Raw genomic sequence first — 16404 nt, 5'->3', positions numbered from 1 at the left:
GGTCGCTTCCCTCCCGGGCGTCCAGTCCCAGCCCCACTCCTCGTGGGGATTAGCCGAATGCGTCATGCCCGGTGATGGCCTTGCCGAGCACCAGCGTGTGCACCTCGTGGGTGCCCTCGTAGGTGAAGACGCTCTCCAGGTTGAGCATGTGGCGGATGGGCGGATAGGCATCCGTGACGCCGTTGGCGCCGTAGATGCTCCGGGCCGAGCGGGCGATGTCCAACGCCACCTTCACGTTGTTGCGCTTGGCCAGGCTCACCATGACGGGCGTCAGCTTGCCCTCGTCCTTGAGCCGCGCCAGGCGCAGCGAGAGCAGCTGCGCCTTGACGATCTCCTGCAGCATGTCCGCCAGCTTCTCCTGCGTGAGCTGATAGGCGGCGATGGGCTTGTCGAACTGGCCCCGGTTGAGCGCGTACTCCCGCGCTCCCTCGAAGCAGGCGATGGCCGCGCCGGTGACGGAGAAGGCGATGCTCATCCGCGCGCTGTTCAGACACGACAGCGGCCCGCGCAACCCCTTCACCCCGGGCAGCACGTTGCGCTCGGGCACGCGCACGTCCTGGAAGAACAGCTCCCCCGTGGTGGACGCGCGCAGCGAGAACTTGCCGGGAATCTCCCGGGCGCTGAAGCCCGGCATCCCCTTCTCCACGAGGAAGCCCCGCACGGACTCCGCTCCCCCCTCGTCCGTCTTGGCCCACACGACGGCCACATCCGCGATGGTCGCGTTGGTGATCCACGTCTTGGAGCCGTTGAGCACCCACGCGTCCCCATCGCGGCGGGCCCGGGTGCGCATGCCAGCGGGGTTGGAGCCGAAGTCCGCCTCGGTGAGGCCGAAGCAGCCGATGAGCTCCCCCCGGGCCATGGCGGGCAGGAAGCGCTGCTTCTGCTCCTCGCTGCCATAGGAGTGGATGGGGAACATGCACAGCGAGCCCTGCACCGAGGCGAAGGAGCGCAACCCCGAGTCCCCCCGCTCCAGCTCCTGGAGGACGAGGCCCTGGCTGACGGCGTTCATCCCGGCGCAGCCATACCCCTGGAGGTTGGCGCCGAGCACGCCCAGCTCCGCCAGGCGCGGCACGAGGTGCGCGGGGAAGGTGCCCTCGCGGAAGTGCTGGCCGATGATGGGCAACACCTCCGTGTCGACGAAGCGGGCCATGGTGTCCCGGGCCGCCTTCTCCTCGTCGGAGAGCAGGTCATCCAGGCGCATCAGGTCGGTGATGTCCGCGCGGGGCATGGGCGTGTCCTCCCAGACAGGAGCCGAGGGGCTTGTATCACCGGACAGGGCCAGGGGGACCTGGGTCCGGGTATGGTTCGGCGCCATGACGACATCCAAGAAGATAGCGGTGGTGACGGGCGCCAGCCGGGGCATCGGCAAGGCGCTGGTGCAGTCCTTCGTGAAGGAGGGCTACGAGGTGTGGGCGCTCGCGCGGGCGGCGGACGCGCTGGAGCAGCTCGCGCGCGAGTCCAATGGCGCGGTGCGCCCGTTGGCGCTCGACGTGGCGGACGAGGCGGCCGTCATCGCCGCGAGCCGGCGCATCCTCGAGGCGGGAGCGCCCCGGGTGCTGGTGAACAACGCGGGCATCACCGTGTCGGCGCCCATCCAGAAGACGAGCACGGAGGACTTCCACCGGGTGATGGCGGTGAACGTGACGGCGCCCTTCCTCTTCTGCCGCGAGCTGTTGCCGGCCATGGCGGCGGCGGGCGGGGGCCGGATCATCAACATCGGCAGCATGGCGGCGACGCGGGGCGTGAAGTACACGTCGGCCTACTGCGCGTCGAAGCACGCGCTGCTCGGGCTCACGCGCTCGCTGGCGGCGGAGTGGGCGCGCAAGAACGTGACGGTGAACATCGTCAACCCGGGCTGGACGGAGACGGACATGCTCTCCAACGCCAAGGCCGCCATCAGCAAGACCACGGGCCGCTCGGAGCAGGAGGCCCACGCGGCGCTGGCGAACATGCACGCCATGGGACGCGTCATCCAACCCGAGGAAGTCGCGGCGCTGTGCCTCTTCCTGGCCTCGGACGCGGCGGCCTCCATCACCGGCTCCGCCTACAACATCGATGCCGGCGAGGCGGGCTGAGCGGCCCCTCTGTCAGGCACGTTCCAGCAACTCCATCAGTGCCCCGGCCTCCGGGTCCGGGGGCCATCCCCGCCCCACGCCGTCGCGTCGCGGGCGGCAACCTGGAGAGGAAGTCCGCATGCGGATCCCGTCGCGAGAGGCGTTGCTGTCGGAGCTGGACAAGTTGAACCACGGGGCGCGGCTCAGGCGGGTCGCCCTCCTGGGCCGCGATGGCCGCGACCTCCCCGGGCTGAAGCCGCTCATGAGCCGGCTGCTCTCCGGCGGCGCCTATGAGGGTCTGCTGGGGCTCGAGATGGCCCGGGCGGCGCGCGACGGAGACCTCCTGCTGCGCGGACTCACCCACCCCTCCTGTCAGGTCCAGGGCCGGGCGGCCGCCTTCGCCGGGCACTTCGTCCTGGACGACACCGCCCTCGAACGGCGCCTGCCCGAGCTGGCCCCCTTCGTCCGCCGCCGCGTCCTCAAGGGCCTGGCCCACAACAGGCGCGGCGCGCTCGCCGCCCGGCTCTTCCCCCTCATCCGCTCGCGCCATGGGGCCGCGGAAGCCTCGCTCCTCCTGCCCGCGCTCGACCCGGCCGCCCTCCACCGCCTGCTCCCCGAGCTCGCCCACCAGGTCAACGTCTGGCGCTCGCTCGTGCACCAGATGCCGGACGCGGTGCTCGCCTTCCTCCGCGACACCTTCGCCCAGGCCTCCGGACTCGAGCGCGTCTCCCTCTTCCAGCGCTACCACGTGCCGCTCCAGGAGCTGACACTCTCGCGGAGCGAGGCCGTGCTGGCGCTCGTCCAGGACTTCTCTCCTCCCGACCACCTGCCCGCCTTCGTGACGAGCACCCTGCCGCGCCTCGTGCGCCGCCACCCCGAGCCGCTCCTCGCGCTCCTGCTGCGTCCCGCCTTCCGGGCCACCCTCCTCCACTCGCCCCTGCCCCGAGGCGCGCTGCGCGAGCTGAAGACCGCCTCCGCGGACCAGCGGCTCGCCCTCGCCCGGGCCCTCGCGGAGGAGCCCTCCCTGCTCGCCCGCTTCCTCGCGGCGTGTCCCCCCTCCGAGCGCCCCGCCCTCTTCGCCCACGCCTTCGAGGGAACGGCGCCGCGCGCGCACCCCGACACCCTGCTCACCGTCCTGCCCCTGGCCTCGCGCGACGCCGAGGCCACCCGGCAGCTCGGCCTGCGCGAGGTGCGCGAGGATCGCGACCGGCGGCTCGCCATGCTGGCCCTGCGCGCCATCGAGCACGCGCGTGAGCCCCTGCGCCAGGCCGCCTCCGCGAGCAAGGCCGAGGACCGGGCCCGGGCGCTCACCCTGCTCGTGGCCTGCACCGGCCTGTCGCGCCGGGGCCTGACGGAGACGCTCGCCGCCCTGGCCCGCCTGAGGAACGAGCAGGATCCGGTCCGCCATGGCGTCCTGCTCGAGCTCTCCCGCATCCCACTGTCCCTCTTCACGCCCGAGCACGTCCCCGCCCTCGAGGCCCTGGTGACGTACGCCGTCGAGGCGCGCGACACGTCCCTCGGCACGCACCATGCGCTCCAGGCGCTGGCCCTGCGCCTGCTGCGCCAGTACGCCACCGCGCCGGACCATCCCCTCTTCCGCTTCGCCCTGGAGACCGTGAAGCGGCTGGCGGTCCGGGCCGGCGCGCTCCATCTGCCCTCGCTCGAGCGGAACCTGCCCCGTGGCGCCGAGCACCACCTCTTCGCGGCCCTGCTCCCGCTCATCCGCGCCGCCAACCAGCGCGAGAGCCACGGGATGACCCTCACCCTCGCGCGCGCCCTGGGCCGGCGGGCGTGGAACCTGGACATGCTCCAGACCCAGCTCGCGACCGTCACCGAATCCACCCCCGACACGGGCGCGCAGGAGGCCATCGGACTCTGGCTCGCCTCGCCGCGCACGCGAGACGCGCGGGTGCGCGAGCTGCTCGACCGCGACGAGAGCCACGTCGTCCTCTACCCCGTCCTCGAGCACCTGCACCGCAGGCGCCAGGAGTGGTTGGATCCCTTCCTCAAGGGCCGGAGCCTCAAGGGGCGCTTCAGCACGGGCAAGACGATCTGGGTGCCCTCGGTGTTCGACGGCTTCCACCGCTGGGTGCCCCGCCAGCAGGAGCTGCTGCGCGACCTGCTGCTGCGCATCGCCGCGGACACCGAACGCAGCACCTTCGAGCGCATGCGTGTGCTGCACGTCCTGCCGCGCCTGTTCGTGGTCGACGTGGACACCCTCGCCCCGTTCCTCGCTTCCCCAGACGTACCCACGGTGGAGGCCGCGCTGGGCGCGCTCGCGGCGTTGGATCAACCCGAGCCCGCCCTGCCCCTGCTGCTGGAGGCCCTGGACGGAGACCGGGCGCGGGTGGCCATGTACGCGGTGCCCCGGGTGGCCCGCCGCGTCGCCCCCGAGCTGCTCTCCACCACGCTCGGCACGCTGCTCGCGCGCGAGCGCCTCAAGGTGACGGTGCACAAGGAGGCCCTGCGGCTGCTCGGCGCCTTCCGCTCGCCGCGCAGCCTCCCCCTGCTGCGCGAGCAGTGGGACAATCCCCGGCTGCACAAGGACGTGCGCATCGCCGTGGGCCACGCCGCGCGGCAACTGCTCGACGAGCCCGCCGCGTGGGAGCTGCTGGAGGCCATCGCGCGAAGTCCGGAGGCGGATGTCGCCGCGAGCCTCCTCGAGGAAGCCCCGGCGCGGCTGCCTCCCGAGGCGCGGCCCCGCTACGCGGCGCTCCTGCTCCAGGTGTCACGCCACCCCGAGCCCACCGTGCGCCGCCGGGCCTTCACGGGGCTCGCGCACTGGGCCCACGGAATGGAGGACGAGGTGGCGCGCGAGGCGGCCGGGCGCGTGCTGGATATCGCCCAGGGCATCGAGTGGCGCGAGGCCCTCGGCGCCCTGGTGGGCACCACCTGCGAGGGCAAGGCCTTCGAGCACGTGAAGGACTGCGCCACGCGGCTCGTCTCCGCGCCCCTCGCCTTCAATGCCACCACCGAGCGAGACATCCCCGAGCGGCAACGGCTCGAGGGGTTGATCCGGGCACTGCTCGGCCAACCGCTGCCGGTGCGCGTGCGCCTGCGGGCGCACCTCGAGGACCTGGCACGGGTACTGGCGCGCGAGCCATCCCTCTGGCCCGAGAGCGCGGCCCTGCGGCTGGCGGGACTCCAGTGGAAGGACGTCCCGGACGCCACCCGGGTGCTGCTCGCCCTGGCGGAGGAGACGCGGGAGGAGCCCCTCTTCGCCTCGGGGCTCACCACCACGGTGGCCAGCGCGGTGGACCATCGCGGCGCCGAGTGGACACCCGAGGGACTGTTGCAGCTCGCCCAGGCCGTCACCGGTCCCCTGCCCCTGGTCGCGGTGGTGCTCGTCTCCACCGCCGGTCACCGGCTGAACTGGCGCGAGGACGCGGCCCAGGCCTTGCGCGCCCTGCGTCAGCACCCGCGCCCCGCCGTGCGCGCCGCCGCCTTCGCCCTGCGCACCGCCGACGAGTAGCCCTGGCTCAGGGCGGGCCCTTGCCCGCGAGCGCGTCCAGGTGCGCCTGGGCGTCAGCCACGTCCCGGGAGAACTCGTCCAGGTAGCGCTGGCGCTCCTCGCTCGTCCACTCGTCCGAGGAGAAGCGCTCCAGGGGGTACTCGCCCGTGGTGTGCACGACGCCCGCGAGCGTCTTCACCAGCTCTCGATCCGGATCCCCCCGCTCGCGCAGGTGGAAGCCCTCCACGTCGCGCAGCCGCAGGGGGAAGTCCGGCTTCTTGTCGTGCAACAACAACCCGAAGAGCGAGAAGCGCACCTCGCGCGCACCCGCCTCCAGCTCCTCGTTGAAGTCCAGGTAGGCGAGCGGCACGCCCGCCTCGTCATCCACGCGCGCCGCGAACACGTAGCGGCCGGGCTTGCGCACCTGGAGCCCGACGTACAACCGCAACGAGCCCTGCTCCACCACCTCGCGCACCTTGCCAGTGAAAGTGGCGGGAGCCGCGGGGGTGAACTGGATGTCGAAGAAGGAGCTGCCCTCGGTACTGCCCGAGGCCCTCACGCCGAAGCCCACGCGCAGGGTGCCCTCGAACAGGGCGAAGCCCTGACGGGACGGCTGGAAGGTCGTCGTCCAGGTGCCATCCCCGGCGACCTCGTCCCCCAGGCGCCCCGAGTCATTGAACTCCAGCGGCACCGCGCCGATCTTCCCCGCCTGCTCCAGGTAGGGCGCCTCGCTCGCGGTGGCGGAGTGCACCTCGCAGGACAGGGGCTGTCCGGTGTGCGCGTTCTCGCAGCCCACGAAGAAGCGCACCGACTCCTCGCCCACGACGAAGATCTTCTCCTGCTTGAGCCGCAGGGAGATGTCCCCCCCTTTCTTGCCGAGCGGCTGCTTGCGCGAGGGCGAGGCCGGGTACACCCGGTCCGGGTGCTCCTCGATGGGCCGGGACTCGTGCGGGTAGCGCGTGGACTGCCGGTAGGACTCGAGCGAGAAGCGCGCCCGCTCCAACCGCGCCGTCCAGAGCTGCCGTTGGGCCTCGCGCTCGGCCTCCTCGGGCGACAGGGCGGAAGCCGCTGGCGCCACGCGGACCGATGGAGACGGAGCACCCGGCACGCGGGCGCGGGGGCTCGCATGAGCCGGGGAGGCCGAGGCCGAGGACACACCCGGCCCGGACGGCTCCGGCGTGTCCGGGTCCGGAGCTGGCATCCCCAGGGACAACAGCAGCCCCCCTCCACCCACCACGAGGGGAATGAGCAGGAGGAACCATCGGCCGCGGCGCGCGGGGCGAGCCGGCGGAGAGGACGGACCAGGAAGGCTGCTGTCGTGCTTCATGTCGAGGACGCCCGGAGCGAGCTACTTGGCGTAGGTGACCACGTCGGAGCGCACGGGCCCGACGATGCCGGCCCAGTTGCCAGCGGCGTGGTGATCATAGGCCTCGCCATCATCGCGCAGCTGCACCGAGTGGTAGGACCACTTGGCGATGCCGTTGCTGCACGCGCTGGTGCCCGTGTTCAGCGTGCCGTCGCAGAACCAGTCCCCCGGGTTGCACTGGGAGCTGCCCGAGGAGCCCGAGACGCCACCCGTCGAGTGATAGGACACGGCCTCGTCGTCCTGGCCCGGGAGCACGCCCGAGTAGGCCGTGCCCTTGGCGCCCGCGAAGTTGTAGAACCACAACGAGCGCGTGGTGTTGTGGTTGTACATGCCGCGCGCCGTGGTGGTGACCAGGTCGCTCACGAGCGGATCCGACACCGCCCAGTCGCCGTGGTCCGCCAGCTCGCTGCCGCCGCTCGCGCCCGAGGCCACGTCCACCCACTTGATGTTCCAGCCCACCTGGGTGCCGCCCGCGTTGCCGCACACGCCCGTGCTGCTCGGCACCGCGTTCTTGATGGAGCGCGTGGAGCCGCCGTAGAGCGACAGCGCATAACCAATCTGCAGGTCCCCCGCGCTGTGCGCGGCGATGTAGCACCAGTTGCTCCCCGTGCAGAAGCAGTCGAGCGCGTCGCGGACGCGGTAGTTCTCCACGGAGATGCGCTGGGTGCCGTTCCAGTTGACGGCCTTCTTGTTCACACCCGCCGCGGTGGTGCTCGGGCCCCAGTAGCTGAAGTCGGTGTAGTTGCCCGGCTTGGTGGTGCTGCCGTTCTTGCCGTGAATCCACAGGGTGTAGTTGGTCGCCGAGGCCTCGGCGGCCATCAGCGTGGTGACGGCCACGGCGGCCGCGCTCAGGAACTGCTTCATGGGGGGTACCTCCTGCTCGAACTTCCGGGGGGGACCTGCATGCAGGGCTGCCAGACAGGTGAGCCCAATCTACCTCGCTTTCTTGGAATTTGATACGGGGCCACTTTTTTCCAATTGACATTCACGACTCACCGCGTCAGGGCGCGGGAGACGCGGCGCGCCATCCCCCGTGTGGATGGAGAGCGGCCTGGGGGCCGGGGCCACCGGAGGGCATGGAGCCGATGCATAGCTTCAGGCCATGTCCTCTCTCGACGTTCCCCTGACGCTGTTGGATCCGCGGGGCGGTTGGATCAACGCTCCGGTACACGTTCACGACCTGCATGGACGGCCCGTGCTGCTGTACTTCTGGACGGAGCGCTTCGCCTCCAGCCAGAGCCAGCTCCCGCGGCTCCAGGCCCTGGTGAGGGAGTTCCTCCCCCGAGGGCTCCAGGTGATTGGCGTCCACGTGCCCATGAAGGGGCAGGACGCCAGGCAGGCCATGAACACGAACGACATCGAGGCCACGGTCAAGCGCCTGGGCTTCCACCACCCGGTGGCGGTGGACGATGGCTCCATGGCGCAGGCCTATGGTGTCCAGGGCACGCCCGCCTACCTCGTGTTCGACGAGTCCCTGAAGCTGCGCCTGCGCGTGCTGGGCGATGAATCCATGGAGGAGGCACTGCGGCCCCTGTTGGAGCGGCTCACCTCCGCCGAGTCCACCTCCGGCGCGTCCGCGCCCTGAACCCCAGACCCCGAGGAGCGATATGGCCGACCACAACAAGAAGAAGGAGTCTTCCCGGCTGACGCTGGGTGCCGTGGCCGCGGCGGGCGTGGGCGCGGTGATGGGACTGCGCGCGCTGCGGCGCGAGAAGCCGTCCTTCCAGGGACGCACGGTGTTGGTGACGGGCGGCTCGCGGGGACTGGGCCTGGAGATGGCCCGGCTCTTCGTCGCCGAGGGAGCGCGCGTCGTGCTGTGCGCGCGCGAGCAGGTGGAGCTGACGCGGGCGAAGGACGAGCTGGAGTCGAGCGGCGGCGAGGTGCTCGCGATCCCCTGCGACGTGACGGACCGGGTGCAGGTGGAGGCGCTGGTGGCCCGGGTGCACGAGACCTTTGGCCCGGTGGACGTGCTGGTGAACAACGCCGGCACCATCCAGGTGGGTCCGCTCGAGTCCATGGACGAGCGCGACTTCTCCGAGGCGATGGACCTGCACTTCTGGGCGCCGCTCTACACGACGCTGGCGGTGCTGCCGGAGATGAAGCAGCGGGGCTGGGGCCGCATCGTCAACGTCTCCTCCATTGGAGGCAAGGTCAGCGTGCCGCACATGCTGCCCTACAGCGCGAGCAAGTTCGCCCTGGTGGGATTGTCGGACGGGCTGCGCGCGGAGCTGGCGCAGGACGGGATTCTCGTGACGACGGTGTGCCCGGGGCTGATGCGCACCGGCAGCCCACCCAACGTGGTCGTCAAGGGAGACCACGAGGCGGAGTACGCCTGGTTCATCACGAGCGACTCGTTGCCGGGCCTGTCGATGAACGCCGAGCGGGCGGCGCGAAAAATCATCGAGTCCTGCCGCCGGGGTGACGCGGAGGCCCTGGTGGGGCTGCCCGCCAAGGTCGCCACGCTCGCCAGGACGCTGGCGCCCAACCTCACGGCGGCGGTGCTCGCGCAGATCACCCGCCTGATGCCCCAGGACGGCAACACCGAGCGGCACTGGGGCTTCGAGAGCGAGACGCCCCTCACCCGCTCCTGGGTCACCCAGCTCACGCGGTGGGCGGCCCAGCGCAACAACGAGTTGCTGCACTGAGCGTTGCCGCACTGAACCACGTGGGGCCCCGTTCGTCTCGAACGGGGCCCTTGCCTACCGCCGCCCCATCGCGCGCGTGCGCAGGTTGTCGAGCAGCACGGCGAGCAGGAGGATCACGCCTCGGGCCACGTACTGGTAGAAGGCCTGGATGTTCATCAGGTTCATCACGTTCTCCGCGATGCCCATGATGAGCACGCCCACCAGCACGCCGGAGACGGCCGCCCGGCCGCCGGACATCGACACACCGCCCAGCACGCACGCGGAGATGACCGACAGCTCGAGCCCCTGGGCCGCGTTGGGCTGACCGCTGGTGATGCGCGAGGACAGCAGGATGCCGGCCACCGCGCACGCGATGCCTTGCAGCACGAAGATGATGATGCGCGTGGCGCCGACGTTGAGGCCGGCCAGCCGCGAGGCGTCCGGGTTGCCACCAATGGCCAGGGTGTTGCGCCCGAACACGGTGCGGTTGAGCACGAAGCCGAAGAGCAGGAAGACGACCACCATCACGAGGATGGGCATCGGCACGCCCACCACGGTCTTCTGCGCGATCTCGAAATAGTCCGAATCATCCACGCCGACGGCGCGGCCATCCGAGGAGATCAGCGCCAGGCCGCGCACCACCTGCATGGTCGCCAACGTGGTGATGAAGGCGTTGACGCCGAGCTTCGCGATGATGACGCCGTTGACGGCGCCCACCACCACGCCGGCCGCGACCGCGGCCAGCAACCCGAGCAGGATGTTCTCGGTGTGGTTGGCCATCATCACGGCGATCATTCCGGTGAAGGCCACCGTCGAGCCGACGGACAGGTCCACGTCGCGCGAGGCCAGGCACAACATCATCGTGCAGGACACGATGCCGATGGTCACCACCGCCTGCAGCAGACCCAGCACGTTGCGCTGGGTCATGAAGTTGGGAACGGTGAGGGAGACGATCGCCAGGGCGAGCAGGAACAGGATGACCAATCCCTGCTCACCGAGCACGATGCGCTTCAAACGATTCATTTCGAATCCTCTTGGGCCACTTGGGCCACGGAGCGGTCGGGCAGTGCCGCCGCCAGGAGTTTCTCCTCGGAGAAGTGGGGCCGGTCGAACTCCGCCGTGATGCGGCCACCGCACATGACGAGAATCCGGTCGCTGATGCCCATGACCTCGGGCAGCTCGCTCGAGATGACGATGATGGCGATGTCCTGCTCCGCCAGTCCGTACAGCACCTCGTAGATGTCGCTCTTGGCCCCCACGTCGATGCCACGGGTGGGCTCGTCGACGATGAAGACCTTGATGCCCTGCTCGGCCAGCCAGCGCGACAGGATGACCTTCTGCTGATTGCCGCCCGACAGGTTGACGATGTCCTGGAAGCGCGACGGCGTGCGCACCCCGAGCCGCTTGATGTACTCCTCGGCCATGCGCGCCTCGCGGCCCGTGTTGATGAGCCCCAGCGGCGAGAAGTGGCGGCGGCAGGAGACATTGACGTTCTCCTCCACCGAGCGGCCCTGGAGGATGCCATCGGCCTTGCGGTCCTCCGGACAGAGCACGAGCCCCGCGCGCACCGCCTGCCGCGGGTTGCGCACGTGGACGGGCTGGCCATCCATCCGCAGCTCGCCCCCGTGACGCCGGTCGGCGCCGTAGAGCAGGCGCGACAGCTCGCTGCGCCCCGCCCCCACCAGGCCGAAGAAGCCGAGGATCTCCCCGGCGCGCACCTCGAAGGACGCGGGAATGGGCAGGCGCGAGCCCCTCACTCCCGAGGCCGACAGGCGCACGTCGCCCAGCTTCCGGGGCCGCCAGCCCCAGATGTCCTGGATCTCCCGGCCCACCATCTCGCGCACCAGCACCTCGCGCGTGAGACCCTCCATGGTCTCGTGATGCGCCACGAGCCGCCCATCGCGCAGCACCACGCAGCCGTCGCACAGCCGGAACAGCTCATCCAACCGGTGCGAGACGTAGAGGATGACCTTGCCCGCCGCGCGCAGCCGGGCGACGAGGCGGAAGAGCACCTCGCTCTCGTGCGCGGAGAGCGAGGAGGTGGGCTCGTCCAGGGCGATGACGGAGGCGTCGAAGATGGCCGCCTTGGCGATCTCCACCATCTGCCGGGTGCCGATCGACAGCTCGGAGACCTTGACCCGGGGATCCACCTCCACGCCGATGTCCTTCAGGACGGCGCCCACCTGCTCGAACAGCTTGCGGAAGTCCACCACCCCCGCCTTCGCGGGAAAGCGGCCGAGCATGAGGTTCTCGGCCACCGTCAGCTCGGGCACCAGTTGCAGCTCCTGGTGCACCACGGTGACCCCGGCGGCGAGCGAGGCGCGCGTCGAGGTGAAGCGCCGCGCCTGGCCCGCGATGCGGATCTCCCCCGTGTCCGGCTGGTAGTCCCCACCCAGGATCTTGATGAGCGTGGACTTGCCCGCGCCGTTCTCGCCCAGCAGGCCGATGACCCGGCCGGCGGGGACGGAGAAGCTCAACTCCTTGAGGGCGCGGACCCCGGGAAAGCTCTTGGAGATGTTCGTGAATTCGAGGAACGGGGTCATGCGCCTTCGACCACTAGAGTCCGAGCTGCTTGCGGACGTCCTTGTACGTGTCGCGGGTGGCCAGCTCGCCCGAGGTGAGGATGAGCTTCTCCGGCTCCTTGCCGGTGCTCACCCAGTTGAACATGTTGAGCGCGGTCTCGTAGCCGTGGCGCTTGGGCGAGATGATGATGCTGCCGTAGAAGCCCGTCGGGGCGGACTTCTTGAACTCGTTGATGGACGCATCCGAGCCGCCGATGCCGATGCCCACCACGTCCGCCGCCTTCAGCCCGGCCGTCTCGGTGGCCCGGACGGCGCCGAGCACCGCCTCGTCGTTGAGGCCGAACGCCACCCACTTCTTGAGGCCCGCGTTCTTGTTGAGCACCACGTTGGCCGCGTTGAGCGCCGCCTCGGTGTCCGTCTTGCTCTGGGGCGCGTCGAAGATGTTCTGCGCCAGGAAGCCATTCTTCTTGAGCACGGAGATGGCACCCTCGACGCGCTCCTTCGCCGTGGGGAGCTGATCATAGGAGACGCGGATGGCGCCGACTTCCTTCATGTTCCAGCCCCGCGCCTTGATCTGATCCACGATGGCCTGCCCCACCGCCTCGCCAATCTTGGTGGCGGAGATGCCCATGTGCGGCACCTTCTCCAGCGGCCGGCCCTTGCTGTCCACCAGCCGGTCATCCACCGTCATGAGCTTGAGCTGGTTGGCATTGGCCCGGGCCACCAGACCCGGCCCGAGCTTCACGTCGGGCGTGCAGATGATGACGCCCTGGGCACCCTGCGCCCCGAGGTTGTCGATGGCGGCCAGGGCCTTCTCACCGTCCTCGGCGCCAATCTTCACCAGGGTGAAGCCCTTCTCCTTGGCGGCGATGTCCGCGAACTTCCACTCGTCCTGGAACCAGGGCTCCTCGGGCTGCTTGACGACAAAGCCAATCTTCACGTCCTTGGCGTCGGCGGCGGAGGCGGAGAACGCCGAGAGCAAGGACACGGCACAAGCCACGATCAGGTTCTTCCAAAGGCGCATTTCGTCCTCCTGAACTGTCTGATGTTGATGATGCTTGCGTGCTGTATGACTTTTGCAGGGGCAGGCGTAGTCCCATGTCGCGCCCAGCGCAAGCGCTATGTTTCGTCCTCCTCGGTCATTGAGCCCGTCCCCGAACCCGGAGTGCGTCAACTCCAATCAGGCCGGCGCGAGGCCCTTCGACATCCACTGCATTATTGTACACACAACAGCTTTATCTGTTATTTCCCGATATACAAACCTTGCCATCGCCCAACGGCCCGTGAGAGGGCGGGGGCGAAAGCTCCTGGAGGGGGGCCCATGAAGAACCAGCTGATCCTGCTGCTCGCCGTGGCGGCGCTGAGCGCCTGCGGTCCGGAAGACGAGTCCCTGGAAGCCCACCTGGGCACGGGGGCCGAGGCCCTCGGCGCCGAGGCGGGCCCGCGCGAGGGCTTCGTGTGGCTGTCCACCGGCGTGCGAATGCACTACGTCGAGCAGGGCCGCCGCGACGGCCCGGTGCTGGTGCTGCTGCACGGCTACACCGACTCGTACCGCTCCTTCGATCTGGACTACCCGCTGCTGTCGCGCCGCTATCACGTCTACGCGCTCGACCAGCGCGGCCACGGTGACTCCTCGCGGCCCGGCGGCGGCTATTCCCAGTCCGACTTCGCCGCCGACGTGGTGGCCTTCCTCGACGCCCGGGGCCACCGGCGCGCCACCCTCCTGGGCCACTCCATGGGCAGCTTCATCGCCCAGCAGGTCGCCCTCGAGTCCCCCCAGCGCGTCCAGGCGCTCGTGCTCGTCGGCTCGGCCCCCACCTCGCGGGGCAATGCCGTCATCGCCGATCTGAAGTCCGTCGTGGACACGCTGAGCGATCCCATCGATCCGGCCTTCGTCCGCGACTTCCAGGCGAGCACCTTCTACCGTCCCATCCCCTCCACCTTCCTCGACACCGCCGTCGCCGAGAGCCTCAAGGTGCCCGCCCGCGTCTGGAGGGACGCCCTCGCGGGACTCGCCGCCGAGGACCATTCCTCCCAGCTCGGGCGCATCCGCGTCCCCGCGCTCGTCGTGGGCGGGGACCAGGACGGCATCTTCTCCGTCGCCGAGCAACAGGCGCTCGCCCAGGGGCTGGGCCGGGGCCGGCTGCTGCTCTACCCGGACACCGGCCACGCCCCCCACGTCGAGCAGCCCGAGCGCTTCGTCGCCGACGTCACCGCGTTCCTCGACTCGCTGTGCCCGTAGACGGCGGGCTCAGGGGCAGCCGCTGCTCACCGAGAGCGCGTCGTACGCCATCCACCCGTTGCGTTTGGTGCCCGTGGCGGCGATGACATAGCCGTAGATGAACTTCATCGTGCCCGACTGGGTCCGGTAGCGGCCCTCGCTGTCCTGGACCCAGAGCGGGATGTCGATCGACGGCGCGCCGGCATCCGTCGGCACGTCCAGGCGCTGGAACTTCGTGCCCGCGGGGAAGTGGTCCACCGCGACGCCGCCCAGGCCGAAGCCCGGCACGTTGAAGGCGAGGTTGACCGAGCGCCTGCCATTGGCGCGCACGAGCGGGAGGTAGTCGCCCGCGCGCTCGTGCACCGCGTCGCTGTCGTAGACCACCTTCTTGAACTCCAGGGTGGTGTCATGCGAGTCGCGCACGGCATAGCAGCCCAGCTTCGCCAGGCCCGCCCCCAACGCCGACACGTGCCCGACCTTCTGCGCGAAGGACTCCTGGCCCAGGATGCTCGACAGGGGCATCCACCCGGCGCTCGAGTTGGACGTCGACACCGCGAAAGCGTAGGTCTCGCCCTCGAAGGTGCGCGTCTGGCCGTAGTTGAAGGTGACGCGCGTCCGGGTCGAGGTGCCCATCACGGCCCCATGGCCGTCGCGAATGGGCACCCCCGTCACCACGCCCCAGGAGTCGTCGTCATCCGGATCGTTGGTGGCGACGCGATTGCCCCCGGTGGGGCGCAGCTTGCAGTTGTACGGGCTCGCCGTGCAGGCCTCGCCATTCACCCCCGCGTAGAGCGCCTGTCCCGTGCTCGCTCCCGCCTCCGCGCCTTCGTCGACGAGCGCCTCGCCACCGCACGCGGAGGACACCCACGCGAGCGCGGACACAATCAGCAGTTGGTTTCTCATGGACTTCATGGAAAACCCGTGAGACCCGGGCTGTCAAACCCACCCGGGTGTCCTGAGTCGGCTGGCCGCCAACGCACCGCGGCGCACGCGGTGCGTCGCGTGGAGCGGGGCGAGCCTCAGCCCTTCACGGGTTCGCCCGGCTCGACGTCCTCCCACCAGCGGCCCTTGTACTCGGCGGCCCGGGCGAGCTGCTCGCGCAGGGCGCTCATCATCTTCACGTTCCCGTCCTGGGTGTAGCCCTCGAGCGCCTTCTGGCACTGGGGGACGCGATCGAGGAAGTCGCGCAGCCGCTCCACGGTGAGCGTGGGCGCGTACATGCCGTAGCCGAGCTTCTCCAGGTAGAGGGCGTTGAGCACCTGCTCGAACTGGCCCTGCACGGGGAGCGCGAGCATGGGCTTGTGCAGGTAGACGGCCTCGCTCATGAGCGTGTAGCCGCCGCCGGCCACCACGGCCCGCGCGGTGCGCAGGTCGTCGATGAAGCCCGCCTCGCTGAAGGGGCGGTAGAGCAGGTTGCCGTCGCGCACGTCCCCGGTGAGGTCCCGCCGCAGCCCGTAGATGTGGCAGGGCAGCCCGCTCTGCTTGAGGATGTCGGGCAGCGCGGTGTTGGAGGTGGAGGTCTGGTAGACGAGCAGGTGCTCGCCGGGCTCGGAGCGGGCGGAGAGGATCTCCGGCCGGAGGATGGAGGGCAGCAGCGTGGTGCGCTCCTTGCGCACCGGCGGATAGAAGAAGGTGGTGGTGAGGTAGTGGAAGCAGCCGGGCAGCTTGGACTTCACGATGGCGCGCGTGCCCTCGAAGTCCTCCTCCCAACCGGCGAGCAGCGCGCTGTCGTGCTGACACCGGTTGATGATCTGCATGTTGTCCACGCTGATGACGGGCAGGCGGTGGTTGCGGCCGAAGAGATAGCTGAAGCTCTCGAAGTCGCTCACCACCACGTCCGGCTGGAACTTCTCCACGAGCTCGAAGTACTGGCGGATGTTGTGCGGCCAGCCCTTGATGGCCCCGGAGACGTTCTGCAGCAGCGTCTGGAGCTTCTTCACCGAGTTGCCCTCGTAGGCCAGGGTGAGGCCCCAGATGCCGTGCACCTTGTCGAAGCGTTTGGCCAGGTAGTCCTTGGCCCGCCCCGAGACGACGATCTGCACCTCGTGCTCGCGGGTGAGCTCCTCGAGAATGACGCGGGAGCGGGTCGCGTGCCCCATGCCTTCACCAACGACACCGTAGAGGATTCGCATGGGGGCCGAGCATACGCGGGATATGGCGCGCGAC

At 70.0% G+C, this 16404-nt stretch carries 13 protein-coding genes; 5 read left to right on the top strand and 8 right to left on the bottom strand.

Annotation, left to right across the window (positions count from 1 at the left end; translation table 11 throughout):
* Positions 1-49 precede the first annotated feature (49 nt).
* The gene (locus F0U63_RS09970; RefSeq protein WP_395848348.1) at positions 50-1228 is read right to left on the bottom strand and encodes an acyl-CoA dehydrogenase family protein; all 1179 of its coding nucleotides are present in this window, start codon (positions 1226-1228) and stop codon (positions 50-52) included.
* Between the two features lie 85 nt (positions 1229-1313).
* Here F0U63_RS09970 and F0U63_RS09965 point away from each other — a divergent pair, with 85 nt between their 5' ends.
* Positions 1314-2075, top strand: a complete 762-nt coding sequence (locus F0U63_RS09965) for an SDR family NAD(P)-dependent oxidoreductase (RefSeq protein WP_395845658.1) — start codon at positions 1314-1316, stop codon at positions 2073-2075.
* Positions 2076-2193: 118 nt separating this feature from the next.
* A complete protein-coding gene (locus F0U63_RS09960; RefSeq protein ID WP_395845657.1) occupies positions 2194-5526 on the top strand; it encodes a hypothetical protein in 3333 nt (1110 codons plus the stop codon).
* 7 nt (positions 5527-5533) lie between these two features.
* Here the strand turns inward: F0U63_RS09960 and F0U63_RS09955 are convergent, their stop codons facing one another.
* On the bottom strand, positions 5534-6832 hold the full coding sequence (locus F0U63_RS09955) for a hypothetical protein (protein ID WP_395845656.1): 1299 nt from the start codon (positions 6830-6832) through the stop codon (positions 5534-5536).
* 21 nt (positions 6833-6853) lie between these two features.
* Positions 6854-7735, bottom strand: coding sequence for a hypothetical protein (locus F0U63_RS09950; protein WP_395845655.1), 882 nt, complete (start codon positions 7733-7735; stop codon positions 6854-6856).
* A gap of 238 nt (positions 7736-7973) precedes the next feature.
* On the opposite strand from F0U63_RS09950, the gene F0U63_RS09945 reads away from it, so the two are divergent.
* Both F0U63_RS09945 and F0U63_RS09940 read left to right on the top strand, forming a co-directional pair.
* Positions 7974-8456, top strand: coding sequence for a TlpA family protein disulfide reductase (locus tag F0U63_RS09945; RefSeq protein WP_395845654.1), 483 nt, complete (start codon positions 7974-7976; stop codon positions 8454-8456).
* Between the two features lie 22 nt (positions 8457-8478).
* Positions 8479-9516: an SDR family NAD(P)-dependent oxidoreductase gene (locus tag F0U63_RS09940; RefSeq protein ID WP_395845653.1), complete on the top strand. Its 1038-nt coding sequence runs from the start codon at positions 8479-8481 to the stop codon at positions 9514-9516.
* 54 nt (positions 9517-9570) lie between these two features.
* On the opposite strand, the gene araH is transcribed toward F0U63_RS09940, so the two are convergent.
* Genes araH through F0U63_RS09925 form a run of 3 tightly spaced genes read right to left on the bottom strand, consistent with a single transcriptional unit; the run spans position 9571 to position 13041 of the window.
* A complete protein-coding gene (araH, locus tag F0U63_RS09935; protein ID WP_395845652.1) occupies positions 9571-10518 on the bottom strand; it encodes an L-arabinose ABC transporter permease AraH in 948 nt (315 codons plus the stop codon).
* Positions 10515-12038 carry an L-arabinose ABC transporter ATP-binding protein AraG gene (gene araG, locus F0U63_RS09930; protein ID WP_395845651.1) on the bottom strand — a complete coding sequence of 508 codons (1524 nt, stop codon included), beginning with the start codon at positions 12036-12038 and terminating at the stop codon, positions 10515-10517. Before araG ends, araH begins: the two co-directional genes overlap by 4 nt.
* A 13-nt stretch (positions 12039-12051) precedes the next feature.
* Positions 12052-13041 carry an arabinose ABC transporter substrate-binding protein gene (locus tag F0U63_RS09925; RefSeq protein ID WP_395845650.1) on the bottom strand — a complete coding sequence of 330 codons (990 nt, stop codon included), beginning with the start codon at positions 13039-13041 and terminating at the stop codon, positions 12052-12054.
* A 297-nt stretch (positions 13042-13338) separates the two neighbouring features.
* On the opposite strand from F0U63_RS09925, the gene F0U63_RS09920 reads away from it, so the two are divergent.
* The gene (locus tag F0U63_RS09920) at positions 13339-14259 is read left to right on the top strand and encodes an alpha/beta fold hydrolase (protein WP_395845649.1); all 921 of its coding nucleotides are present in this window, start codon (positions 13339-13341) and stop codon (positions 14257-14259) included.
* A gap of 9 nt (positions 14260-14268) precedes the next feature.
* Here F0U63_RS09920 and F0U63_RS09915 read toward each other — a convergent pair whose 3' ends face one another.
* Both F0U63_RS09915 and F0U63_RS09910 read right to left on the bottom strand, forming a co-directional pair.
* A complete protein-coding gene (locus F0U63_RS09915) occupies positions 14269-15150 on the bottom strand; it encodes a hypothetical protein (RefSeq protein ID WP_395845648.1) in 882 nt (293 codons plus the stop codon).
* Positions 15151-15257: 107 nt separating this feature from the next.
* A complete protein-coding gene (locus F0U63_RS09910) occupies positions 15258-16370 on the bottom strand; it encodes an MJ1255/VC2487 family glycosyltransferase (RefSeq protein ID WP_395845647.1) in 1113 nt (370 codons plus the stop codon).
* Positions 16371-16404 lie beyond the last annotated feature (34 nt).

It is taken from the genome of Cystobacter fuscus (assembly GCF_044360685.1).
GTDB lineage: Bacteria > Myxococcota > Myxococcia > Myxococcales > Myxococcaceae > Cystobacter > Cystobacter fuscus_C.
The sequence above is the reverse complement of the archived record's forward strand: the minus strand, read 5'-3'. Positions and strand labels throughout refer to the sequence as shown.

Bases quoted from the DNA above. Each gene is read 5' to 3' on its own strand.
- F0U63_RS09950 (WP_395845655.1), bottom strand. From the start codon at position 7,735: ATGAAGCAGTTCCTGAGCGCGGCCGCCGTGGCCGTCACCACGCTGATG.
- F0U63_RS09945 (WP_395845654.1), top strand. From the start codon at position 7,974: ATGTCCTCTCTCGACGTTCCCCTGACGCTGTTGGATCCGCGGGGCGGT.
- F0U63_RS09910 (WP_395845647.1), bottom strand. From the start codon at position 16,370: ATGCGAATCCTCTACGGTGTCGTTGGTGAAGGCATGGGGCACGCGACC.
- F0U63_RS09925 (WP_395845650.1), bottom strand. From the start codon at position 13,041: ATGCGCCTTTGGAAGAACCTGATCGTGGCTTGTGCCGTGTCCTTGCTC.
- araH (WP_395845652.1), bottom strand. From the start codon at position 10,518: ATGAATCGTTTGAAGCGCATCGTGCTCGGTGAGCAGGGATTGGTCATC.
- F0U63_RS09915 (WP_395845648.1), bottom strand. From the start codon at position 15,150: ATGAAGTCCATGAGAAACCAACTGCTGATTGTGTCCGCGCTCGCGTGG.
- F0U63_RS09920 (WP_395845649.1), top strand. From the start codon at position 13,339: ATGAAGAACCAGCTGATCCTGCTGCTCGCCGTGGCGGCGCTGAGCGCC.
- F0U63_RS09970 (WP_395848348.1), bottom strand. From the start codon at position 1,228: ATGCCCCGCGCGGACATCACCGACCTGATGCGCCTGGATGACCTGCTC.
- F0U63_RS09955 (WP_395845656.1), bottom strand. From the start codon at position 6,832: ATGAAGCACGACAGCAGCCTTCCTGGTCCGTCCTCTCCGCCGGCTCGC.
- F0U63_RS09965 (WP_395845658.1), top strand. From the start codon at position 1,314: ATGACGACATCCAAGAAGATAGCGGTGGTGACGGGCGCCAGCCGGGGC.
- F0U63_RS09940 (WP_395845653.1), top strand. From the start codon at position 8,479: ATGGCCGACCACAACAAGAAGAAGGAGTCTTCCCGGCTGACGCTGGGT.
- araG (WP_395845651.1), bottom strand. From the start codon at position 12,038: ATGACCCCGTTCCTCGAATTCACGAACATCTCCAAGAGCTTTCCCGGG.
- F0U63_RS09960 (WP_395845657.1), top strand. From the start codon at position 2,194: ATGCGGATCCCGTCGCGAGAGGCGTTGCTGTCGGAGCTGGACAAGTTG.